The organism is Burkholderia sp. BCC1644 (genome assembly GCF_902833225.1).
Taxonomy (GTDB): domain Bacteria; phylum Pseudomonadota; class Gammaproteobacteria; order Burkholderiales; family Burkholderiaceae; genus Burkholderia.
Genome location: NZ_CADFEI010000013.1, coordinates 26,434 through 50,168 on the forward strand (window position 1 = coordinate 26,434; position 23,735 = coordinate 50,168).

Consider the following 23,735-nt stretch of genomic DNA (forward strand, 5'->3'; position numbering starts at 1 on the left):
TTCGAAACCGTCGTTACTTCACGAGGTGAATTCTTCGTCCGGATTCGGTGGATGTCGACGGCGTATCGATTCGCACGGTGCCGCCGCCTTCGACGTTCTCCTTTGCGATCCGCATCGCCTGATCGAACTGCGTGCCGGTCGCGACGTGACGATGATCGACGCTGACCAGCCATCCGCGTCCGCTGTGGCACCAGCGTATCCGCCGCTCGTCCAGCAACGCGGCAAACCATCGCCACAGCGCGGCGTCTTCCGCATTGGCGCTGTCGCGCGCGGCGGCGCGCGCGCCCATCATGCTCGATAAGTAGTTCTCGGTTCGTCGCTTCTGCATTGTCTGAGCCTCGCGATGAGCCAGGCTGGCCCGTCGATTCCGGCATCGCGTCGCACCGGTCGCCGACGCGGCCGCCCTTGACCACGCGTTCGACCGGAACCTGACCATGCCGTAGCATCAACAGTGTCGGTTCGCTTATCGCGACGTCAATACCGCTCGTTCGATGATTCCGTACTTCGGAAAGCGTGCCGGAAATATGGAATCCGGCGCGCCGGACGGATCATGCTTCCCGGACGAAAAGGCGCGAGGCCGGCGTTCCGACGTACGGAACAACCGCCGGCCTCGCATTGACGCTCCCCGGTGCGCCGCACACGATGAATGCCGATGACCGTCGCATTACCTGCGACCGGGCCCGGTTCCGGAACAGACGCACGTCCGGAGATCCCGTCGATACGCCGGCACCGCAGGCGCGACGCACGAGCACTTCAATCCGTCACGACGACGAATCCGGATGACCTGAACGACGCCGGAGCGTGTGACGTGACCTTCGACCTTGTTTATTCATGAGCCACGCAGAACTCGCGATTCCGGGCGGTTCGGCCGATGCCCGCCAGGGCGGCGACGGCCGCGCACTTTCCACGCTCATTCGCCCCGGCGACACGGTGATGTGGGGCCAGTCGCACGCCGAGCCGGTGACGCTGATGCGCGCGCTGGTCGCGCAGCGGCACGACCTGAAGCGGATTCGCCTCTTTCTCGGCATCGGCCTCGCCGACATACTCGCGCCCGACCATGCCGACGCATTCGATTTCCTCGCCTACTGCGGCAGCGGCGCGAACCGCAAGCTCGCGCGCGCGAACGTGCTCGACATTCTCCCCGCGCACTATTCGCAACTGCCGGAGCTGATCCGCAGCGGCGCGTTGCGGATCGACGTCGTGATGCTGCAGGTCTCGCCGCCGGACGAGCAGGGCCGCTACAGTCTCGGGCTCGCACGCGAATACCTGGTCGAAGCGGTGAAGCATGCGCGGGCGATCATCGCGGAAGTGCATCCCGACGTGCCGTGGACCTATGGCGGGCCCTACTTGCGCGCAGCCGACATCGATTTGCTGGTAGCGTCGGACGCGTCGTTCCCGGACGCCGTATCGACCGCTCCCGGGCCGGTGGAACAGGCGATCGGGCAGCACGCCGCATCGCTCGTGGAAGACGGCGCGACGCTGCAGACGGGCATCGGCGCGATTCCGGATGCGGTGATGGCCGCGCTCCACGGCAAGCGCGACCTGGGCGTGCATACCGGCAGCATCGGCGACGGCATCGCGACGCTGTGCGAAGCCGGCATCGTGACGAACGCACGCAAGACGATCGACGCGGGCGTCACCGTCGGCGGGGTCATCATCGGCTCCGCGCACGTGCGCCGTTTTGCGCATCGCAATCCCGCGCTCGAACTGCGCGGTACCGAATACACGCACAACCCGCACGTGCTGCGTCGCATCGATCGCTTCGTTGCAATCAATTCGGCGGTGGAGGTCGATCTGACAGGCCAGATCAACGCCGAGGTCGCCGCCGGTACGTACGTCGGCGCGATCGGCGGCGTGGCCGATTTCCTGCGTGCGGCGCAGGCCAGCCGCGGCGGCGTGCCGATCGTTGCGCTGCCTTCCACCGCGAACGCGCACAGCCGCATCGTGCCCCGGCTGTCGGGCCCCGTCACGGTGCCGCGCAGCGACGCGTGCGTGATCGTCACCGAATACGGGATCGCCGATTTGCGCGGCCTGTCGCTCGCGCAGCGCATTCCGAAGATGATTGCCATTGCCCATCCCGATCATCGCGAGCGGCTCGAGCGCGACGCCCACCTGCTCGGCTGAGCGCGACTGCGCGACGCGCCGCCTCCCGCGCGACCCTCCGTTTCGATCCGCCCGAAGTGCCGATTCGATTAATCGAAATTGGCCGGATCGCCCGACACGCGTACCCTGAAAACAAAATATTCACGGAGACGATCAAGACGGGCAATGCAAAAGGGCCGCTTTCGGGAATCAGGATAGTGGAACTGGGCGGCGTCGGGCCGGTGCCGTTCTGCTGCATGCTGCTGTCGGATCTCGGCACGGACGTCATCCGTATCGACCGCCCGCCGGGTTACGACGGCGGCCAGCCGGGCGATCCGCGCTTCAACCTGCTGAACCGCGGCCGGCGCAGCGCGGCATTCGACCTGAAGAAGCCGGAAGCGGCCGACGCGGTGCTGAAACTCGTCGCCCGGGCCGACGCGCTGGTCGAAGGGTTCCGCCCGGGCGTCGCGGAGAAACTGGGCCTCGGTCCGGACGCGTGCCTCGCGGTCAACCCGGCGCTCGTCTACGGCCGCATGACCGGCTGGGGGCAGGACGGCCCGCTCGCGCAGGCGCCGGGCCACGACATCAACTACATCTCGCTGAGCGGTGTGCTGCATGCGGTCGGCGCGGCCGGCGGCCCCCCTGTGATCGCGCTCAACCTGGCCGGCGATTTCGGCGGCGGCTCGCTGTATCTCGCGCTCGGGGTGGTGTCGGCGCTGCTCGAGAGCCGGCGCTCGGGGCAGGGGCAGGTCGTGGACGCCGCGATGGTCGACGGTTCGGCGTCGCTGATGACGCTCTTCTACGGCATGTTCGCGAGCGGGTAATAGGAGTGATAGCCCTCGAACGTCTTGCACCACGCGCCCAGCACCTCGACCAGTTGCCCGGACGCGAGCGCAGCGCGCACGTACTCTTCAGGCAGATAGGCGAGCCCGAGGCCAGCGAACGTCGCATCCCGCACGGGTGCGATGTTGCTGGGCACCAGCGGGCGAATCTGCCGTGTCGTCAGTTCCAGCCGCTCCGCTGCGCGCCACGGCTTGAGCTTGCCGTCCGCCACGTCCTGAATGACCTTGAATCGGTCCAGTTCGCGCATCGTCATCGTGATCCGTTCCGTTGCAGCCATCGCAGCCTCCGGCGCCGGACACCCGGCGGCCGGACAGCTTACGCGGCGCGAAAGCGGACATTTCTATGTAGCCAAAAGCGGACATTTCTATCTAGCCTCTACACCAAAAAAATTTGATCATCAGCATTATGTCAAGTCAAGAATCTGTTCAAATGCAGTACACGCCCCGAGTAATACTGACTTCTCCAGAAACGCGGCGACTTCCTCACGCAACTCGGCCTCGTCGTCGAGCAACAGCACCTTAGCCATCTCACCGCCCTGGCCGCCTGCGTCATCGACCCCACAATTGCTTGCGTTTCGCGAGCACGGCGAATTCTAGCCGACGATTACCGTGGAGACGATGGCCGGCTGCAAGGAATCAATGGTTGGGCGAGGCACAACAACATCCCGCATCGAATATCTTTGATATCAGTCAACGATCGTTCTTGACCACACACGCCAATTCTTGCGGTTGATCCTTCAATTGCCGCCGAACGTTGTCCGACAAACTCGGAGTATGGCGAACGTCCGCCAATACCGACCCGGCCTGCGTCCGGGCGACATTGATTCGTCTGACGGACAGTGATAGCGTCGCGTGCAGGAACAGCGCATCGTCATTCATTCCGGTATTTGCCGTCACATTGGTTTTTTGCCAGTCTGAGGAAGCGGCTTGAAGCGAAACTACCGAATATCGCGGGTGTCCGTGACGGCCGCGGCCATACTCGTTCTCGGCTTGATGTTCAGCCTGGCGGCAGGTCATTTTGTTGCCGACGGCAATGAACGCGAAACGCGGGCCGCATTCAGCCAGGCTGCCAATGACGCGGTCAATACGGTCATCGTACGCATCGGCCGATACGAATACGGGTTGAGAGGCGCGCGAGGGGCGATCGTCACCGCCGGCGACGATCGCATCAGCCGGGACACCTTCCACCGCTACAGCCAGACGCGCGACATCGAACGCGAATTTCCGGGCGCGATGGGTTTCGGATTCGTTCGCAGGGTCGCGCCGCCGGACTCCGCCCGGTTCGTCGAACGTCAGCGCTTGGACGGGGCCCCCGGCTTCGCTATCCGCCAGATCGCCCCGCACGACGGCGAGCTGGACGTCGTGGCATACGTCGAACCCGAAACGCCGAACCGTGCCGCAATCGGCCTCGACATCGCGTCCGAGCCCAATCGGCATGCCGCGGCATTGACCTCGATGCGCACCGGAGTCGCCACGCTGACGAGTCCCATCACGCTTGTCCAGGCGAGCGGCAAGGCACGGCAATCGTTTCTGTTCATGCTGCCGATCTATCGCCCGGGTGCGCCACTCCGGACGGCTTCGGAGCGCGAGGCCGCGGCGATCGGCTGGAGCTACGCGGCACTCGTCATGGAGGAAGTGCTGTCCGACCTCAACTTCCAGCGAAACGGCATCCGGCTGTCGGTCGAGGACCTCACCGTGCCCGGTCACCCCGTGCCGTTCTATACGTTCGGTGGGCCGCCCTCCTCCAGCTCCGCCGGGCGCGTTGCCTTCGTGACGCAACGGCAAGTCTACGGACGCACCTGGTCGTTCACGTGCGAACCGACCCCCGGGTTCGTTGCGTCATTGCATCAGACCTCCCCCGCCACCGTCATCGTGGCAGGCGGTGTCGCCAGCGCGTTGGCGGCCCTGATCGCATTCGTGATCGGCCGAGGCGCCGAACGGCGGCGGCAAGTGCAGGAGGAGCGCTCGGAGGAGCGCGCCAGGCTCGCGGCGATCGTCGAGAGCTCGGCCGATTGCATCGTCGGGATGACACTCGACGGCACCGTGAGCAGCTGGAATCGCGGTGCGGAATCGATCTTCGGCTACAGCGCGGGCGAGGCGATCGGCCATTCCCTCGCGAGCCTGATCGTTCCGGACGAGCTGGTTGGCGAAGAGCGGGAATGGCTGGCCATGATCGCGCAGGGGCAGCGCATCCCCGGCCGCCACACGCGCCGGCATCGCAAGGACGGCCATCTGATCGACGTGTCCGTGACCATTTCACCCATTCTCGGCCTGGCCGGCGAGGTCCTGGGCGTATCGAAAACCGTGCGCGACATTTCCGCGCAAAAGGCCGCGGAAGCACAGATCATCGCACTGAACTCCGGCCTCGAGGAGCAGGTCGCGAGGCGCACGGCACAACTGCACGAACTGAATGCGTTGTTGCAGGAACAGCGCCACGAACTGGCCGCCGCACGCGATCAACTGCTGCTCGCCGCACAGGCAGCGGAGCTGGGCATCTGGACCTGGGACATCGATGCCCGAACGGTCACGTGGAATGCGCGGATGTTCGATATCTACGGGTTGCCGTCGTCCACCGCGCAAGAACCGCTGACCGTCGAGCGCTGGCGATCGCTGTTGCATCCCGACGATCGCGAACTGCTGTTTCATGCGCTCGGCGAGATTCTCGAGCGGCGCGACGCGGCAATCGAGCCGTTTCGCATTGTTCGCCCGGACGGGGAAGTGCGCCATATCCAGGCCAATGCGCTGGTGGATCGCGACGTCGGAGGCGATGCCGTGCTCATGACGGGAACGCACCGCGATATTTCGGCGCAGTACCAGCTCGAACGCGATCTGCGCAAGGCCAAGGAGCAGGCCGACACGGCGAACGACGCGAAGTCGGCGTTTCTCGCCAACATGAGTCACGAGATCCGCACGCCGATGAACGGCATCATCGGCATGACGCGGCTCTGTCTCGACACCAGGCTGAACGAGGAGCAACGCGAATACCTGACCATGGTGCTGTCGTCCGCACAGTCGTTGCTGACGGTGATCAACGACGTACTCGACTTCTCGAAGATCGAGGCCGGGAAGCTGCTGCCCGATTCGACGGACTTCAACATTCGCGCGATGCTCACGGAGATGCTCCGAACGACGACCTTCCGGGTAACCGACCGGCAGGTCGAGATCCTGAGCGAAATCGATCAGGACGTGCCCGATTCGCTGGTCGGCGACGCGGGCCGTCTGCGGCAGGTGCTGACGAATCTGGTCGGCAACGCGCTGAAATTCACGGAACGCGGCGAAGTGAAACTGTCCGTTCGTCTCGATCGGGCCGTCGCGTCGGAGGTCATGCTGAACTTCTCAGTCTCCGACACCGGGATTGGCATCGCACCGGAATATCTCGAGCACATTTTCGATTCGTTTTCGCAAGGCGACAGTTCCACGACACGGCGATACGGCGGCACGGGCCTGGGATTGACCATCTCGTCGCGCCTCGTCGCGATGATGGGAGGCCGTCTGTCGGTACAAAGCTCGCCGGGTGCCGGCAGCACGTTCAGCTTCACGTTAACGTTCGCGCTGGGCAGCGGCCCGTCGCTCCCGCATCCGCCGCTACCGCCGACGCTGCGCGGCGTGCGCATTCTGGTCGTCGATGACAACGCAACGAATCTGCGCCTGATGAACGACATGCTGCGCAACTTCGGCACGAATCCGACCTGTGTCGGCACCAGTGACGACGCGCTGAACGCGCTGTACCGGCAGGCCAGGGCCGGCGAGCCTTTCGCGATCGCGCTGGTGGACGGCCAACTGCCCGACTGCGACGATTATTCGCTCGCGCTCGAAATCGCGGGCGATCCGTCGCTGCGTCGGACGTCGGTCGTCGTGCTGACGTCGCTCGCCAGCCGGCTCGACAGCGCGACGCTTCGGCAAGCCGGCATTGCCGCGCTGATGACCAAGCCGATCGACCAGTCCGAGATATTCAACACGTTGGTCAGGATTCTCGGCGACGCGGTCTTCGCGTCCCATCCGCCGACCGACGCGCCGCGCGTACCGGATGCCGAGGCGTCCCCGAAACACTACGACGTGCTGCTGGTCGAGGACAATCCGATCAATCAGCGGCTCGCGCTGCGCCTGCTCGAAAAACTCGGTCATCGCGCAGAACTGGCGTCGAACGGCCGGGAGGCGCTCGATAAACTCGAGCGCGGCAGCTTCGATGTCGTCCTAATGGATATCCAGATGCCCGAGATGGACGGGCTGGCGGCGACACGGGAGTGGCGTGCCCGCGAGCAGCATGGCGAACATGACCGTCTCCCGATCATCGCCATGACCGCGCATGCGATGCAAGGCGACCGGGAGCGCTGCCTCGCCGCCGGGATGGACGGGTATGTGTCGAAGCCGGTTGCCGTTGACACGCTGGTTCGGGAAATCGAGCGGGTGATCGGCGCGTCGCCGCATCATGCGCTCGTGAGCGAAGCGGACGAGCGGCCCGTCCTTTACGATCCGCAGATCGCGTTGTCCCGACTGGACGGCGATGCCGGATTGCTGAAGGAACTGGCTCAGTTGCTGGTTGGCGGATCGAAGCGACAACTGGACGAACTCGACGCGGCAACCGGAGCCTGCGACCTGGCGCAGCTCGCACGCATCGCGCACAAGCTGAAAGGCGATGCGGGCACGTTCGCGAGCAGCGAGCTCGCGCGCGTCGCACGGAACCTCGAGACGGCCGCCCGGCACGAACAGGTCGATGCCGTCGCCGCCAATAGCGCAGCGTTGCGGGAAACGTTCGCACGCATGGTCGATCAGGTCGAGCAGCACATTCTCGGCCCCGCGCCGTGAGCCCCTGCCGCGCGCAGCTAACCGGGCGTGCGCCCCGCCGCGGCCGCCCCGGCCGCGACGCTTTCACTGGCGCCGTGCGTGGCCATCTGGCGCATGAACTCGAGCCCGGGCGCAATGGTCATCGCCCACGCGATCTCGACCTTGGCATCGTAGTGGTGGCTGTCCAGGTCGCGAACCGTGGCGAGAATCGCGGCCCGCCACGCATTGAACATCGCCTCGGGAATGCACAGCTTCGCCGGGCCGTGTTCGATCGCGATGCGTTCGAGATAGTCCGACGTCACCTTGGTGTGGTAAAGGTTCAGCAGATGGAAGAACGACTTGCGCGCCAGTTGCTGGTGGCGGGGCATTTCGGTATGGGCGAATTTTTCGCGAATGTCGTCCGACGTCGCGAGAAAGTTCTCGTAGAAGCGTTCGAAGAACCGCTCGCCGTTGTCGTCACCCGTCACGCGGCGATAGCTTTCCTGGAAAATTTCTTCGTAGTTCGTCACGACCGCTCCCTGCGGAAGACCGTTGCCGCCGCGACCGGCCGCCCTCTTCCGTCCCGTCACCGGCAACAAGCGTAGCAGACTTCCCTGACCGATACGATCGGGAACATCGCCCCGTGGCCCCATCGCGCAGCCCGGTCGAAGCAACGAACGCGCTTGCCGCGGAACGGCCGGTCAGCCGCGAGCGCGATGCTTGACGAGTCGCAGCCGGTTGATGCCAAGGCGGCGCCGATACGCAACTACGTCGACGCACGCGTAAAGAATGCCGAGCCCCATGCCGCTTTCGGGCAAGTGCTCGATGTGGCCGGGATCGAACACCGGTGTCAGATGATACCGCTCGAACAGTCCGTTGGGCGCCGCGCGGCCCGCGTCGAAGAGGTCGACGACGACTCGGTCGGGACGAAAGCGGAGCACCAGCACAATGCCGAAATCGCGCTGCCCCACGCGTGCCGGCGAGGTGGCTCCGCCGTGCCGCATCGCGTTGGACGCGGCCTCCACGATCGCCAACTCCAGTTGATCGACCCAGGCCGGTGCTGCGTCGCGCTCGGATTCGGCACGCACCCAGCTCGCGATGTCGCGCAGCGCATCGAGCCTCGCGCGAAAGCGCGCGCGTACTTCGCGCGGGGAGGAGCCGGTTGCGGCCTGTCCGATGTTCATGCGGCGTCGGGTCCGGTCGGTTCGCGCGGCGTCACGTGCGCAGATAGGCGCACGCGGCGTCGACGTCGGCAACGACGTGAAACACGCGGTCCATGCGCGTGAGCCTGAGCAAGGTCCGTACCGCGTCGGAGGCACCGCACAGCACGATGTCGCCGCGCCTGTCGAGGGCCTTGTACCCCGAGACCATTGCGCCCAGTCCGCTGCTGTCGACAAACGAAACGTGTTGCAGGTCGACGACGATCCGGTGCGCCCCCTGCTGTACGAGGCCGACAAGATCGTCACGAATACGTGGCGCCACGAACGAGTCGAATCGCGCGACCCGTATTTGCATCAACGTGATGTCGTCCAGCGTCGTGGTTTCGGTCAGCACGATCCCTCCTTCCCGGGCAGGTGTCGCTCGGCACGCTTCTGCAATGCGAGTATCGAAATATCGTCGTCGAATACGGCGGATGCCGCGCCGCGCCACGCCTGCAATCTTTGCTTCAACGCAGCCAGGGTTTCGCGCAGGGAGTCGCCGGCATGCGCGGCGAGGAACGCTTTCAACCGTTCGTCGCCGAATTGCTCGCCGTCGGCATCCATGCATTCCGTCACACCGTCGGAATACAAATAGAGCCGGTCGGACGGCTGCAACGCGAACTGGATCGTTTCGTAGTCGCACCCGTCGATCAGCCCGACGGGAAAACCGCCGTCTCCGAGTGTCGTCACGTGCCCGGCAGCATCGACGAGCAACGGGTGCGTATGCCCGGCCTGCGTCAGCTTGCCTTCGCCGGTGCGCGTATTGACCACGCCGTACGCCATCGTGAAATACGCGCCGTCGGCCAGTTCGTCGACCAGCTGGCTGTTCATCCTCGCGACGACCTCGGAGGGCGCCCGCAGCGCGCTTTCGTCGCTGCGCTCCGCTTCTCGCGCCAGCAACCGGTTGACGATCACCGACAGCATCGCCGCCGGCACGCCGTGACCGGCCACGTCGATATCGTAGAAGATCACATGCTCGTCGTCGATCGCCTTCACGTTCAGCATGTCGCCGGAAAGATAGGCCGACGGGATAAACAGCCATTCGCAGTCGAGCCCGTCGAACGCCAGTTCGGCTGCCGGCAGCATCGATTGCTGGACGGTGGCCGCCGCCTGCAGGTCGTTGCGAATCTGCTGGTATGCGGTATCGAGGTGACGGTTGCGTTCGGCCAGTGCGGCCTCGAGATCAATGACGCGTTGCCCGGCACGCAGGCGCACGCGCAACTCGTTGACGTCGACGGGCTTGGTCAGGAAATCGTCCGCCCCCGCCTCCATGCCGTCCACCAGTGCGTCGGAACCGTCTCGCGCCGTGAGGAGAATGATGTAGACGTAGCGGCCGAGCGACTCTTCGCGGATCGCCCGGCAGAGTCCGGGACCGTCCAGCTCCGGCATTTCCCAGTCGCTCACCACCAGCGCGATCTCGTGACGCTCGCGCAGCAGCCGCAGCGCTTGCACGCCGTCCTCGGCCTCGACAATACCGAAGCCCAGCTTGCCGAGCGTACGTTTGAGCAGCAACCGGTAATTCGGCGAATCCTCGACGATCAGAACGAATGGGGAATTCATGGTGCCCGTTCAATGAGAAGGTTGACGGCACACCCGCGTGTTGGGCGTGCGCTGACGCTCCGGCTCCGATACGGTTGCATGCCCGGCAGGCTCGAAAACACCCCGGCCTTCGCGGCACGCAGTAGTTTTATCGTAAATGCCCGCGGCCATCAACCGTCGCGCGATGGCACGATCGAACCTGCATGCCGGCCGTTCGGAGTCACGCGATTGCGGGGCACTCGACGGGCATCCGGGCTTCGCGCACGTCGTCGTCAGCCGGCGCAACGGCGCGAGCATGCCGCGCGGCACCGCATTCGGGCACCGGCTCCCGCCAGCCCGGCACGTGCCGTGGTTCGCGCGTGCCGAGGAACGCATCCAGGTAAGCCCCGAATTCCGGCGCGACTTCCGGATGCCGCAACGCGAACTCGACCGTGGCTTTCAGATAATCGAGCTTGCTGCCACAGTCGAACCGTTTGCCGCGGTAGGCGTAAGCGAGCACCTGTTCGTCCGCGAGCAGCGACTGAATCGCGTCGGTCAGCTGCAGTTCGCCGCCCGAGCCCGGCTGCAACGTGCGCAGGTGGGCGAAGATGCGCGGCATCAGGATGTAGCGTCCGACGACGCCGAGATTCGACGGCGCGGATTCCGGCGACGGCTTTTCGACGATCCGCGACACCTTGACGACCGAATCCGCCCACGGCTTGCCCGCAACGATCCCGTACGAGCGCGTGTCGGCAGGCGGGATGGCCTCGATGCCCACGATCGAGCTGTGATAGTGGTCGAACAGCGTCACCATCTGCTGCATGACCGGGGGCGCGCCGTCAAGCAGGTCGTCCGCCAGAATGACCGCGAACGGATGGTCGCCGACGAGCTTTTCCGCGCACAGTACCGCGTGGCCGAGGCCGAGTGCCGACGGCTGCCGCACGTAAAAGAAATCGACGTCGCGCGGCTTGATGCTGCGCACGGCTTCGAGCAACGCCGTCTTGTCGCGGTGCTCGAGCTCGCGTTCCAGCTCGTAAGATTTGTCGAAGTGATCTTCGATCGTGCGCTTGCCGCGACCCGTGACGAAAATCATCTCCTTGATCCCGGCCGCGATCGCCTCCTCGACCGCATACTGGATCAACGGTTTGTCCACGACCGGCAGCATCTCCTTCGGACTGGCCTTCGTGGCCGGCAGGAAGCGGGTGCCGAGCCCCGCCACGGGAAACACGGCTTTCGTTACCTTGAGCATGACTCCTCCTTGCGATTCGATGATCGTGTCGATGTAGCGTGCGTGCGATTCGCGGGGGCGCTGCTTTCAGCCGATTCCGCGAGCCGGGATGCCTTCATGCAAACTTCAGTCTCAGCGCCGATGCCAGCAGGCGAAGCGACTGGAACGGCTTGCGCGTCGCGATGCCGTAGAGGTCGGCCGCCGCGTGGATTTCGCTCGTGAGCGGGTCGTCCGGCGGCAACGCGTCGTCCGGCAAGCCGGTGTCGATTCCGGCCGCAAGGACGGGCATGTTCAGCCATCCGGGCGGCCGGGCGCCCAGCAGCATTTGCCAGTCGTGAGGCAGCATCGCCAGCTGCACGGCGGAGCGAGGCCGCGGCCCGATCCAGTTGCGTACGCCGGCCGCGACATCGAGCGCGTTGCCGAACATCGACAGCACGGCGCCGCCAATTTTCCCGTGCCCTTTTCTCGGCACCCGGATCGCGCGTTCGATCCATTCGGCGGACGCGGCATCCCATCCGACCACGACGTTCTCGTGCGTCCACATCCTGGCGCCGACCCGCGAGAAACCCGCTGCCGCCACGCCATATGCGAACGGCGAAAGAGCCGCCGCGACCACGGCGGCCGCAAGACGTCCGGCCAGGCCGCCGCCCTGTTGCGCGGGCTGCGCGATCAGCGGCGCAATCACGGCATCGCCGCTGCGGAACGCAAGCTTCGCGCGCCAGCGTGCGCTGTACAGGCTCGCCTGCCCGGCGATGGCACCGTCGAGTACCAGGCCGGGCCCCACGTACACGCCCGACAGCACCGTCGTATCGCGCAGCGATGTACCGGTCGCCACGATCACGTCGTCGCCGATCACGACGTTCGGGCCGATTTCCGCGCCGGGGCCGATCAGGCATCGCTCGCCGATCAGGACCGGCCCGCGGATCGTCGCGTCGGGCGCGATCCGGCACTGCGCCCCGCGGCCGCCCCACCCTTCGGCCCGATACTGCGGCGGAACCTTGCCCGACGCGACTGCAGCCAGCACGGATGCCTGCGCGCGCATCCAGCCCGCGATCGAATCGACCCGCATGAAGTCGCCGGCACGCGCCGCCTGCGACGGCAATGCACGGTCGAGCAGCCGATGGAGCGCGTCGGCGTCCAGCGCGAGGTTCGCCTGATTCAGCGCGTCGGCGCGCGCGCCGGCCCAGCCGAGCCAGCGCGGTTCCTCCGCGTCGCATGGTTCGACGAGAAGCGCGGCGCGCTCGTACAGTCCGGACAACACATGCGCACCCGGCACAACCTCCGCATGCCCGACCAGCACGGTGTCCCCGGCCGCTCCGGCCACGATGCGGTGCAGCCATTCATACGGATGGCTCGCACTCGCACTCGCATGCAGGTGCAGGTCCAGCCCCCAGCGCTGGCCGTCGCCGACGATCGCGCGGAACAGAGCCGGCGCGTCGCTGACCACGAGATCGACACGCGAGCAGCCTGCCGCCGCCAGATGCTCGAGCACGCGTTCCAGTGCGGTTGTCGCGCCGAGCGGCAGCAGCGCTCCCGGCGTGTCGGCCGGCACCGGGAAATCGTCGGGCGCCGGGCGCGTGGCGAACAGCACGCAGCGCCGCCCGCCTCGCGTAGCCGGTTCCGGCGACGCGAATTCGTCCGCGCCGACGATCCGGCATACGATCCGGCGGCGCCAGCCGAGATGCTGCAACGCGATGCGCGCGAGGAACGTCGCATTGCCGATCAGGTAGCGCTTCCACATGCGGCCGGGCTCGATGGCCAGCCGGAACAGCCACTCGCCGCCGAGTTCGCGCAGCCAGGACGGCGCGCGCGGTGTCGCGCCGGACATGAAGTCGAACAGCCCGCCGACGCCCATCGCAACATCGACGCCGAACGCGGCGAGATGCCGCGCGATGAATTGTTCCTGCACCGGCACGCCCATCGCCACCAGCAGCAGGCGCGCGCCGCTTGCACGGATCGCATCCGCCACGTCGCGCGTTGCGGCCGCGTCGTGCGTGTCGAAATAACCGTGCCGCCAGCCGGCGATCGACAGGCCCGGATACTGCGCAGCGATACGCTCGACCATCGCCTGCGCGACACCGGGCTTGCCGCCCAGCAGGAAGATGCCGTGCCCGCTGCCTTCGAGCGCGGCGCACAGGCGCGGAAACAGGTCCGTGCCGTTCACGTTCTGACGCAGCGGTGTCGCCAGCAAGTCGCCGGCGATCTTGATGCCGATGCCGTCCGGCAACACCAGCGCGGCGCGGCGCAGGATCGTCCGATAGCGCCGGTGCCGCGCGGCGATGTTGACGCAGGCCGGATTCACGAAGCAGACCTGGGCCGGCGGCCCGCCGGCACCCAGCCGGTCGCGGATCTGCGCGATCGCGTCGTCCATCGACAGGTTGTCGAAACGCACGTCGACGATCGTCACGTCGTCCGGCATCGCGTGTTGCCCGGCGGCGCCGGTGATCAGCGTCAGCAGCGCATGACGAACGACGATACCGACGTCGCGCCGCACACCGCGATCGCGCAGGTATTCGAGGTCCGCCTGCCATTCAGTTCCGTAGTCGATCGACGTGCGGAGACGGAGCGACCACAGGCACATCAGTCCCGGCCGCACCGCGAGCCGCTGGGCGCCGATCCCGGCAGGCGCGTCGTCGGTGCTCGCGAGCGCCCTCGGGCCCACCCACGCCATCTGTCCGCATGCGACATTCAGCAGCGTGAGCCAATGATCGGCGCCGAACCGGGCACGGAGCGTGTGCCGGCCTGCGTCGCGCGACACGAGCCGCCACATCCCGAACCGGCGGCCCGACCGTCCGATGCGCGTCACCCGCTCGACGCGTGAAAACGGCACCAGCATGCCGAGCGGCACGGCGAGCAACACCAGCGTGAAGCAGGCAGCCAACGCGCCGATCCAGCGAACGGCGAAGCCGTCGCGTGTCGAATCCGTCAAGTTGAGCATCGTGGTTCCCCGGTCAGTACGCACCGTGGCCGCGCAGCACGGCCGGCACGGTCTTGCAGAGCAGCTTCAGGTCGAGCGCGAGCGAGCGTTCGCGGATGTATTCGAGATCCATCGTCACCTGCTGCGGAAATGCGATGTTCGCGCGCCCGCTGACTTGCCAGATGCACGTCAGGCCGGGCGTGACTAGCAGCCGGCCGCGGTCCGGCAGCGTGTAGCGCGCGACTTCCTGCGGCAGCGGCGGACGCGGTCCGACCAGGGTCATGTCGCCTTTCAGCACGCACCAGAGCTGCGGCAATTCGTCGATGCTCATGCGGCGAATGAAGCGGCCGACGCGCGTGATCCGGGGATCGTCCGCGCGCTTGAACGTCACGCCCGCGGCACCGTGCTGATTGAGGTGGGCAATTTCGGTACGGCGCCGCTCCGCATCGACGATCATCGACCGGAACTTCGGGAACGCGAATTCCCGCCCGTGGCGCCCGACCCGGCGCTGCCAGAACAGCACGGGCCCGCGATCCTCCAGCCGGATGCAGAGCGCGACGACGCCGAACAGCGGGCTCAACAGCAGCAACGACGCCGACGCGACCGCGATGTCGAGCAGGCGTTTGACGGATGCGTACCGGCATGCGTGCCAGCGCCATGCCAGCCGGGCGAGGCGAAGGGAATGCGCGGCGCGGCGCGGTGAAACGACGGCAAGGCGGGTATCGAGCGGCATGGTGGGTCTCCTGCACCGGGTTGTGCGCCATTAAAGCCCGCCGCCTCGCGCGAATCGTGACGGATTTGCAAACACTGGCGCGACACGCGCGCCAGCGCCGGCCCCACCGCACAACCGCCACCCGTAGTGGCATAATCGTCCGAACTTTCGCCATGGCAACCAGCCGGCTTGCCCAGCAAGGCCCCCGCGCGGGGCCATATCATGGAAGACACCCGATGACGCCTGATCCGGTCAGCCGTCTTTCCCGCGCGCCGCTCCGCGTGCTGGTGGTCGACGACATCGATACGAGCCGCGCGGCGCTCGCGGAACTCGTCCGCCAGGCTGGCCATGTACCGCTCGAAGCATCGAGCGGCGCCCAGGCGCTCTCGCTCAGCCGCGTCGAAGCGGTCGATCTCGTCTTGCTCGATCTGCTCATGCCGGACATGGACGGCTTCGAGGCCACACGCGTGCTGCGCGCGTCGCGCCGGGGCGCGTGGCTGCCGATCGTCGTGATGTCGTCGATGCAGGGCGACGACCTGTTCGTCCGCGCGATCCGCTGCGGCGCCGACGACTACCTGCTCAAGCCCGTCGATCCCGCGCTCCTCGACGCGAAGATCCGCAACCTCGGCCGCGTGCTCGACCTGCAGAGCCGGCTCGCCGAACTGGCCGCGCACAACCGCGAACTGTTCGATCATGTCGAGGACGCCGTGCTGACGGTCGATCGCGACGACCGTATTCGCGACGCCAACGCGGCCGCGTGCGCGCTGCTCGGCATCGATGCGCTGCCGCCTGACGGTTTGCCGCTTGCCGCGCTCGGCGCGCCCGTGCACGGCGAAGCGTGGCGGCTGGACGAGCGGCGTTCGATCCACGAGATCGACGCCAGGCGGCCCGACGGCACGATCTTCCCGGCCGAAGTGCGCATCAGCCGCTGGCGCCACGACACGGCCGGCCGCGTGTCGGTGCTGATTCGCGATCTCACCGAACAGCGCCGGCTCGAGCGCCTGAAGGACGAATTCCTGAGCACCGTGAGCCACGAGCTGCGCACGCCGCTGACATCGGTATCCGGCGCGATCGATCTGCTCGTGGCGGGCGCGGCGGGCGAGCTGCCCGCCGCCGCGCAAAAGCTGCTCGATGTCGCGAAACGCAACGGCGAGCGGCTGGGGCGGCTGATCGACGACGTGCTGGACGTCGCGAAGCTCGAGGCCGACCGCGTGACGCTGCAACTGAACGTGCACGTGCTCGACACGCTGCTCGACGAGGCCGTCGCCGCCAATCTCGACTATGCGCGCCGCTTCGGCATCGCGATCGAACGGATCGGTTGCGCTGCCGGCGCCACCGTGCGAGTCGACGCCGACCGCTTCCTGCAGGTGATGGCGAACCTGCTGTCGAATGCGATCAAGCATTCGCCAGCAGGCGCATGCGTCGACATCCGGACCGAAGTGTCGGCCGATCGCGTGCGGATCGCCGTCCGCGATCGCGGGCAAGGCGTGCCGGACGCCTTTCGCGCACGGATCTTCGAGAAATTCTCGCAGGCAGACGACACCGATCGCCGCGTCGGAACCGGTACCGGCCTCGGCCTGCACATCACTCGGGTACTGATCGAACGGATGCAGGGGCAGGTCGGGCTGACGTCCTCCATGGGGCGCGGCGCCGAATTCCACATCGATCTGCCGCGTTGCGATGCCGACGGACAGGCCGCCCCGATGCGTCGTACCGCACCGCGCGTCGTCGTGATCGATCGCGACGCGGCCGCCCGCTCGCGGCTCGGCATCCTGTTGTCGCCCCATTACGAGATCGTGCTGGCCCGCACGCTCGACGATGCGGCGCTGCCGCGACCGGACGGGCCGGCTCCGGCGCTCGTGATCTGCGATCCGGAGGGCGCGGGCACCACGCTTCACACGGTTGCCGCGCGCCTGTCGGCCCTCGCGGGCCCGGCCCCCGTGCTGCTTTATACCGACGCGGTGGCGGCCGCCCAGGCGCACGCGCTCACGTTCGCGCATCTCGCCAAGCGCGATGCCGACAACGATACGCTGCTGACGGCGATCGGCCATGCAATCGGCTGGAACGGAGGTGCGTCCCGATGAACGACTCGCTGCAGCGAATCCTGTGCGCGGAGGACGATCCGGATATCCGAACCATCCTCGATTTCAGTCTGTCGACCGTCGGGGGGTATGAACTCTGCCTGTGCGCGGACGGCACCGAGGCGCTCGAACAGGCCGATGCGTTTGCCCCCGACCTCGTTCTCCTCGACGTCATGATGCCGAGACTCGGCGGGCCGGAAACCATGCGTGCGTTGCGCGAACGCCCGGCGCTGCGCGACACGCCGATCGTGCTGATGTCGGCCCGCGCGCTGCCGGACGAGATCGAGGCCCTGCTCGCGCATGGCGCCACCGGCGTGATCGTGAAGCCGTTCGATCCGGTCGCGCTGCCGGAGAACCTGAAGATCTACTGGAACTACGCGCATGACAAGCCGGCCCACGACGCCTGACGGCGAAGAAGGCCGGTTCGCCGACAGGTTTGCGTCCCTGAAACGCAACTTCGCGCTTGGCCTCGCCGGGCGTCGCGACGAGCTGGCAGCGGGCTGGCAAGCCTGGGCGGCCTGCTCCGCGGCCGACCCACCTGACGCACCTGACACTCCGCGCGCCGCCGCCGCGCGCGCAGCGCTGGCCGCCGGCCTCCACCGGCTTGCCGGCGCCGCGGGCGCATACGGCTTCGATGCGCTGGGCAGGCAGGCCCGCGACCTCGAACGGCAGGTGGATTCCCCGGATGCCGTGCCCGCCCCGCTCGCGGCGCCGTTTGCCGCGTTGCAGCACGAACTGGCCACCATTGCCGGCGCCACCGCCGGCGCATCCTGATCCCCCGGTTTTCCCCCGTTCGTCGTTCAGTTCACATTCCGGTGACACTGTCGGCGCCGAGCTGGCGTCAAATGGGTGCGTCGAATCCGTCCGCACCATCGTCGAACCAGGGAGGCCCCATGGAACTGATCGCGACCCACGACCCGTCCGGAACGTTGCTCGTCCGCCTGAACGAGGCCCACCTCGATGCCGGCAACGTGAAGGACTTCCGCGAAGCCATCGCGCCCTGGCTGGAACGCCACGGCCACATCGTGTTCGACATGTCGGTGCTGCGGTTCGTCGACAGCTCCGGCCTCGGCGCGCTGATCGCGTGCCAGCGTCAGGTGCATCGGCAGCGCGGCGACTTCAAGCTGTGCGCGATGTCCAGGCCGGTCTGCGCGCTGTTCGAGCTGATGCGCATGCATCGCGTGTTCAGCATCCACGAAACGCGCGAAGAAGCCGTACGCGCGTTCGCCTGACGCCGGGGTGGCCGTCATGTCCGATACCCTTCCCGGCCCCGGCATCAAGCCGCTCGTCAGCCTGCGCGCGCATCCGCGCATTGCGGCGTGCGTCGTGATCGCCGTCGTGTTGCTCGGCATGCCGCTCGCATGGGTCAAGGGGACGGCCCGCTACCACGCGGAAGCGACCGTACAGGTTGCCCCTCGCTTCATGAAGAACCTGAGCGAGGATCAGGAGCTCGTCTTCGAATCGAATTCGCAGTACCGGCAGTTCGTCCAGCAGCAGGTCCAGACGGTGCGCCGCTACGACATCGTGCAGCGCGCGCTTGCCGCGCCGGCCGTGCGCGCGTTGTGGAGTCGCCCGGGCGAGCCGGACCGGCACGCGATCGAACGGCTCCAGACCGCACTCGTCGTGCAGCCGGTTCCCGATACCTACCTGATCCGCATCGCACTCGACGGCACGAAGCCCGCGGGCCTTGCCGAGATCGTCAATGCGGTTACGCAGGCGTATCTCGACACCGCGCACGACGAACAGCTGTACGCGGCGGACGAACGCACCGTCACGCTCAAGCAACGCGAGGACGAGCTGCTGTCGCAGATCACCACCCTGTCGGCGAACCGGGACGCGATCGCACGCGACCTGAACCTGACGAGCTTCGCGGACAACGTGACCAATCCGTTCGACAAGCTGATCGCGGACCAGCGGCATGCGCTCGAGGACGCGATGCAGCAGCGCATCGCGGCGGACGCCGCGCTCGACGCGTTCCGCAAGCGCGGCGATACCGGCATCAACGTGCGTTCCGTGCTGGAAAACGTGTTGAACGACCCGGGGCTGAACAGCCTGAAATCGAATCTGTACAAGCGCGAAGGCGACCTGACGACGCAGATGTCCGGCCTGCGGCCCGACCATCCCGCGTACACGGCGGCCCGGCAGGAACTCGCGGAGATCACGCAGACCGTCAATACGCAGGATGCGCGTGTCGAAGCGCGGGTGCGGTCCAACGTCGACGCGCGCCTCGCGGGCACGGCCGATCAGGCGCATCAGGTGGAAACCGGTCTCGCGCGGGAACTGACGGCGCTCGAGGCGCGTTCGGCCGATTACGCGCGCCTGTTCCAGCAGGCGCACACGCTGACCGGCGATATCGACCGCGCGCGCAAGGAACTCGACCAGATCCGCGACCGCGCGGACTTCCTGCGGATGGAGTCGGGCGCCCCCGGCTTCGTGCGCGGCGTCAGCAAGGCGTTGCCGGCGGTCGAACCCTACGGCCCGGGTCGCAAGAAGATGATGTTGATGGCGCTGCTGGCCGCCGTCGCGCTGGGGGCGATCGTCCCGCTCGCGGTCGATCTCGCCGACCGCCGCGTGCGGACCGTCAACGTCGCCCAGTCGCTGATGGGCATTCCGCCCGCCGGCTGGCAGATCGACCGGCGCGACTCGGCCAGCCACCTGTTCGCACTCGACCAGGACCGCCGGCTGGCGAGCGCCCTGATGAGGTTCAACGGGCGCAACGGGAAATCGGTGTTCGGCTTCACGGGCGTCAAGCCGTCGGCCGGCACGACCACGTTGCTGCTCGGGGTGGCCGACGCGCTGCGCCAGCTCGGTTCCCGCGTGCTGATCGTTGAGGCCAACGCGTTCCGGCCCGATGCGCGTTTCGGCGGCGCACCGGCCGGGCTGGCCGATGTGCTGGCCGGGCGGGCGCCGCGCGACGCGGCGGTGACCACCGACGGTGCGCTTCCGCCCCACGTCGCGTTCTGCCGTCATACCGCGACCGCGCACGACGGCGCGTCGTCCGAGGGGCTGACGCGCCTCGATCGCCTGGCCGAATGCCTGGCCGCATGGGCGGCCGACTACGACTTCGTGCTCGTCGACATGCCCCCGCTGCTCGTGTCGGCCGATACCGAACTGCTGTTGTCGCGCATCGCCCACGTGATGGTCGTGCTCGAGGCCGGCGCGACCACACGCGGCGAGGTGGCGCGCGCGCGGCGCATGCTGCAGACGATCGATCCCGATGCCGTCGGTTTCGTGCTGAACCGGGTCCGTCCGTTCAACGGCGGCGGTTATCTGCGGGAGAACCTCGTCGAATTCCTGACGCGCCGCAAGCACCGCGACGTGATGACGGCGGGCCAGTGGCAGCTCTGGCTCGGCCGCATGCAGGTGCTGTTGCTCAGGAAGCTTCGCGCCCGCTGATCTGCGCGGCACACGTCATATTCCGGGAGGGCGTCGCGTGACGCAAACGACATGAACCTGCTGGCGAATTTCGATCGCATCTACATCATCAATTTGCGTACGCGCACCGATCGCCGCCGCCAGATCGTCCGCGAGCTCGCGCGTGCCGGTTTTGCACACGACGACGCGCGCATCCGCTTTTTCGACGCGATCTGCCCGGACGTGCCGGACGGTTTCCCGGGCATCGGTGCGCGAGGGTGCTACCTGAGCCACCTGGGCGTGTTGCGTGAAGCACGCGATGCGGGGCTGGCCAACGTGCTGGTGCTCGAGGACGACGCCGTGTTCGAACCGGCGCTCGAGCGGTGCGGCGCGGCGATGGTCGACACGTTGCGGCTGGGCGCGTGGGATTTCGCGTATGTCGGCCATGTCGAGACCTGTGGCGTCGACGTGCCGGGCTGGCATCGCACGGACCGGCCGCTCGTGTGCGCGCATTGTTATGCCGTCAACGGGCCGGCGCTCGCCCCGCTCGTCGCCTTTCTCGAGGCCTGCGTCGCGCGCGCGCCCGGCGATCCGCTCGGCGGGCCGATGCACGTGGACGGCGCGCTGTCGATGTTCCGTGCGGCGCGCGCCGGATGCCGGACGCTGCTCGCCGTGCCGTCGCTCGCGCGGCAGCGCAGCTCGCGCAGCGACATCGCGACCGGCCGCTGGTTCGACCGGGCCGGACCGCTGCGCGGCGTCGTCGCGGGCGCGCGCTGCCTGAAGGAGTGGCTGTGGCACCGCCGGCACGCGTCGTCCTGAACCGGCTGCTGGGCGGCATCGCGGCGGGCCTGGCGATCGCGGCGATCGGCGCATCGCCGGGCGCGGTGCCGCTGCCCATGCAAGCGGATGCGCGGCTCGACCCGGGCGCGGTCGTGGCGACGCACGTACCGCGTTACGGCGTCAATCTCGGCAGCTGGACGACCTGGGGCGCCGAGCAATTGAGCGCGCACATCGTCAAGAATCCCGGGCTTCAGCCCGGGATCGATCGCGCGCTTCTGGTCGTCGCGACCATCGGCGACGACGGCATCGGCGACGACGCCCCATGGGCGGCCCGGCCGCCGGGCGCGTGGGACGGCGCACGCTTCGCTATCCTGACCGGTGCGAGCCGGGGCGCATCGGGTGTCGTGTCCGACCCGCCGCCCGCCGCCGGCGGCACGCGCGCGCCGCTCGGCCTCACGCCGCGTCCGGCCGGACTGGCGCGCGGCGACGTGATCGCGCTGACCCGCGACGCGGCCGGCACGCTTCCGCTCTGGTGGCAGGCCGGAGACGTGCGTCCCGCGGCCGGTGCCGGGCCGGCCGGCGGCCCGGCGGCCGTACTCGACGGCACGCGCGGCGTCGCTGCGCTGCGCCAGTATTTCGACATGCTCGGGCCGCGCGCCGGCAAGCTCCTGCCGCTCGACGGACGCTGGAGGATGACTTTTCAGGTCCGCGCACTGCGCGGCGCGCCCACACTGCACGCGGGTTTCGGCCGCGACCGTGCGCGCCTGCTGGTCGACCGCACGATTGCGCCGGGGCCGGCCTGGCAAACCGTAACGATCGATTTCGACGGGGCCGACCCCGGGCCCGCGGGCCCCGTCACGCTGTCGCTCGAAGCCGCGGGCGGCGTGCTCGAGCTGGCCGCGATCGACGTCGAGGATCGCGATCCGGGCGCCGGCGGTTTTCGCCGGGCTGTGGTCGACACGTTGAAGGCGTTGCACCCGGGTTACCTGCGCGACTGGCAAGGGCAGCTCGCGGACACGGCGGCAAATCGTTTCGCCGCACCGTTCGACCGGCGGCCGACGCGCTACCGGCCCGGCGACGCGGAATGGCAGTACGGTTATGGCACGGCCGACCTGTTCGCGCTCTGCGCGGCGGTGGGCGCCCGGCCGTGGCTGGTGCTGCCGACCACGCTCGACGACGCCGAGGCCGCCGACATCGGGCGACGGCTCGGCCGGCTCGCGCAGGCGTACGGCATCGATGAAACCGTCATCGAATTCGGCAACGAGAACTGGAACGCGATGTTCCGCCCCGCGGGCATCATGAATCCGGACAGCCTCGCCGAACGGGCCGACCGCGTGTTCGGCCTGATTCGCGAGGCGGCCGGCACGGCCCGGCTGCATCGGGTCGTGGGCGCGCAATACGCGAACCCGGGCGCGGTGGAGCGGCTCGGCGCGCGCCTACGTGAGGCGGACGGCGTCGCCGTCGCACCGTATTTCCTCTACCGCCTGTCCGCCGCCCAGTCCGGCGATGCGGCGCTCGACGGCCTGCTCGACGGCGATCGCGACGCGCTGGCCGAGGTCGCCGCGCGCCTGCGGCGCGCCGGCAAGCAAATGGACGTCTACGAGGTCAATTTCCATACGACGCTCGGCGACGCACCGGCGGCCGCGCGCGCCGACCTGCTGGCGCGGGGGGCGGCCGGCACGGCGCTGGCCGCGCGGCTCGTCGCGGCGACGCTTGCCGGCAGCCGCCGGCAGGCGGTCTACAGTCTCACGGGCTTCGACACGCGGATCGCACGCCCGGCCGCCGGTTCCCGCGATGCGCTGATTCCGCTGTGGGGCATTACCCGCGATCTGGCCGGCTCCGCGCACTGGCGGCCGACCGGTACCGCGCTCGCGATGCTCAACGACGTCGCGGGCGGAACCGTTCACGAGATGACGTGTACCGGCGCGGAATGCGGCACGTTGCTCGCCGCGGGTTTCGACGACGACCGGATCGCGGTCGTCTCGCGTGCAGCGCGGCCCATGCGCGTGACCGTGCCGTGTCACGGCAGGCCCTCGCTCACGATGCGCGTGCTCGACGACACGGCGCCGCAGTCGGTTGCGCCGCGTCCGGCGACGCTTGCGTGCCGCGCGGATCGTGCGATGGCGACGCTGCCGCCCCGCAGCCTGACGACCGTCCAGGCCGGCGATACCGATCCGGCCGACCGTTGAGTTGAACGCAACAGGGCGCCGGGCCCGGGCGCACGGGCGCCGCTTCCGTGCAGGCGTGCGGACGTGCAC

Annotated in this window: 18 protein-coding genes and 1 pseudogene; 10 read left to right on the forward strand and 9 right to left on the reverse strand. The window is 67.9% G+C overall.

What is annotated here, in order from left to right; genetic code table 11:
- Positions 1-13 precede the first annotated feature (13 nt).
- Positions 14-328: a hypothetical protein gene (locus HWX87_RS38085; RefSeq protein ID WP_244137738.1), complete on the reverse strand. Its 315-nt coding sequence runs from the start codon at positions 326-328 to the stop codon at positions 14-16.
- A gap of 605 nt (positions 329-933) precedes the next feature.
- On the opposite strand from HWX87_RS38085, the gene HWX87_RS24515 reads away from it, so the two are divergent.
- Positions 934-2,124, forward strand: coding sequence for an acetyl-CoA hydrolase/transferase C-terminal domain-containing protein (locus HWX87_RS24515; protein ID WP_244137752.1), 1,191 nt, complete (start codon positions 934-936; stop codon positions 2,122-2,124).
- Between the two features lie 131 nt (positions 2,125-2,255).
- Positions 2,256-2,903: pseudogene (locus HWX87_RS24520) on the forward strand (CaiB/BaiF CoA-transferase family protein); the annotation flags it as partial.
- On the opposite strand, the gene HWX87_RS38090 reads toward HWX87_RS24520, so the two are convergent.
- Positions 2,882-3,202, reverse strand: a complete 321-nt coding sequence (locus HWX87_RS38090; protein ID WP_176049684.1) for a hypothetical protein — start codon at positions 3,200-3,202, stop codon at positions 2,882-2,884. The pseudogene HWX87_RS24520 and the gene HWX87_RS38090 overlap by 22 nt on opposite strands.
- A gap of 649 nt (positions 3,203-3,851) precedes the next feature.
- Here HWX87_RS38090 and HWX87_RS24530 point away from each other — a divergent pair.
- Positions 3,852-7,730 (forward strand): CHASE domain-containing protein, encoded by a 3,879-nt coding sequence (locus tag HWX87_RS24530; RefSeq protein WP_176049685.1) that lies wholly within the window; start codon positions 3,852-3,854, stop codon positions 7,728-7,730.
- A 17-nt stretch (positions 7,731-7,747) separates the two neighbouring features.
- Here HWX87_RS24530 and HWX87_RS24535 read toward each other — a convergent pair whose 3' ends face one another.
- The 7 genes from HWX87_RS24535 to HWX87_RS24565 all read right to left on the reverse strand — a co-directional run bounded on the left by HWX87_RS24535 (position 7,748) and on the right by HWX87_RS24565 (position 15,283).
- A complete protein-coding gene (locus HWX87_RS24535; protein WP_176049686.1) occupies positions 7,748-8,287 on the reverse strand; it encodes a globin in 540 nt (179 codons plus the stop codon).
- 102 nt (positions 8,288-8,389) lie between these two features.
- Entirely contained in the window at positions 8,390-8,872 is a 483-nt protein-coding gene (locus tag HWX87_RS24540; protein ID WP_176049687.1) for an ATP-binding protein, read from the reverse strand.
- Between the two features lie 31 nt (positions 8,873-8,903).
- Positions 8,904-9,242, reverse strand: a complete 339-nt coding sequence (locus HWX87_RS24545) for an STAS domain-containing protein (protein ID WP_176049688.1) — start codon at positions 9,240-9,242, stop codon at positions 8,904-8,906.
- Positions 9,236-10,447, reverse strand: a complete 1,212-nt coding sequence (locus HWX87_RS24550) for a SpoIIE family protein phosphatase (protein WP_176049689.1) — start codon at positions 10,445-10,447, stop codon at positions 9,236-9,238. The genes HWX87_RS24545 and HWX87_RS24550 overlap by 7 nt, the downstream gene beginning before the upstream one ends.
- Before the next feature lie 199 nt (positions 10,448-10,646).
- Positions 10,647-11,654: a UTP--glucose-1-phosphate uridylyltransferase GalU gene (gene galU / locus HWX87_RS24555; protein ID WP_176049690.1), complete on the reverse strand. Its 1,008-nt coding sequence runs from the start codon at positions 11,652-11,654 to the stop codon at positions 10,647-10,649.
- Between the two features lie 94 nt (positions 11,655-11,748).
- The gene (locus tag HWX87_RS24560) at positions 11,749-14,571 is read right to left on the reverse strand and encodes a WecB/TagA/CpsF family glycosyltransferase (RefSeq protein WP_176049691.1); all 2,823 of its coding nucleotides are present in this window, start codon (positions 14,569-14,571) and stop codon (positions 11,749-11,751) included.
- A 13-nt stretch (positions 14,572-14,584) separates the two neighbouring features.
- A complete protein-coding gene (locus tag HWX87_RS24565; RefSeq protein ID WP_176049692.1) occupies positions 14,585-15,283 on the reverse strand; it encodes a sugar transferase in 699 nt (232 codons plus the stop codon).
- Positions 15,284-15,498: 215 nt separating this feature from the next.
- On the opposite strand from HWX87_RS24565, the gene HWX87_RS24570 reads away from it, so the two are divergent.
- From HWX87_RS24570 to HWX87_RS24600, 7 genes are all read left to right on the forward strand, one after another.
- Complete coding sequence (locus tag HWX87_RS24570) at positions 15,499-17,346, forward strand: ATP-binding protein (protein WP_176049693.1); 1,848 nt, start codon at positions 15,499-15,501, stop codon at positions 17,344-17,346.
- Positions 17,343-17,750: a response regulator gene (locus HWX87_RS24575; RefSeq protein WP_176049694.1), complete on the forward strand. Its 408-nt coding sequence runs from the start codon at positions 17,343-17,345 to the stop codon at positions 17,748-17,750. Before HWX87_RS24570 ends, HWX87_RS24575 begins: the two co-directional genes overlap by 4 nt.
- Positions 17,725-18,117: an Hpt domain-containing protein gene (locus tag HWX87_RS24580; protein ID WP_176049695.1), complete on the forward strand. Its 393-nt coding sequence runs from the start codon at positions 17,725-17,727 to the stop codon at positions 18,115-18,117. The genes HWX87_RS24575 and HWX87_RS24580 overlap by 26 nt, the downstream gene beginning before the upstream one ends.
- Positions 18,118-18,236: 119 nt before the next feature.
- Positions 18,237-18,575, forward strand: coding sequence for an STAS domain-containing protein (locus HWX87_RS24585; RefSeq protein ID WP_176049696.1), 339 nt, complete (start codon positions 18,237-18,239; stop codon positions 18,573-18,575).
- A 16-nt stretch (positions 18,576-18,591) separates the two neighbouring features.
- The gene (locus HWX87_RS24590; RefSeq protein WP_176049697.1) at positions 18,592-20,739 is read left to right on the forward strand and encodes a cellulose synthase operon protein YhjQ/BcsQ; all 2,148 of its coding nucleotides are present in this window, start codon (positions 18,592-18,594) and stop codon (positions 20,737-20,739) included.
- A 51-nt stretch (positions 20,740-20,790) separates the two neighbouring features.
- Complete coding sequence (locus HWX87_RS24595) at positions 20,791-21,516, forward strand: glycosyltransferase family 25 protein (protein WP_208456547.1); 726 nt, start codon at positions 20,791-20,793, stop codon at positions 21,514-21,516.
- On the forward strand, positions 21,489-23,666 hold the full coding sequence (locus tag HWX87_RS24600) for a hypothetical protein (protein ID WP_176049698.1): 2,178 nt from the start codon (positions 21,489-21,491) through the stop codon (positions 23,664-23,666). Before HWX87_RS24595 ends, HWX87_RS24600 begins: the two co-directional genes overlap by 28 nt.
- Positions 23,667-23,735 lie beyond the last annotated feature (69 nt).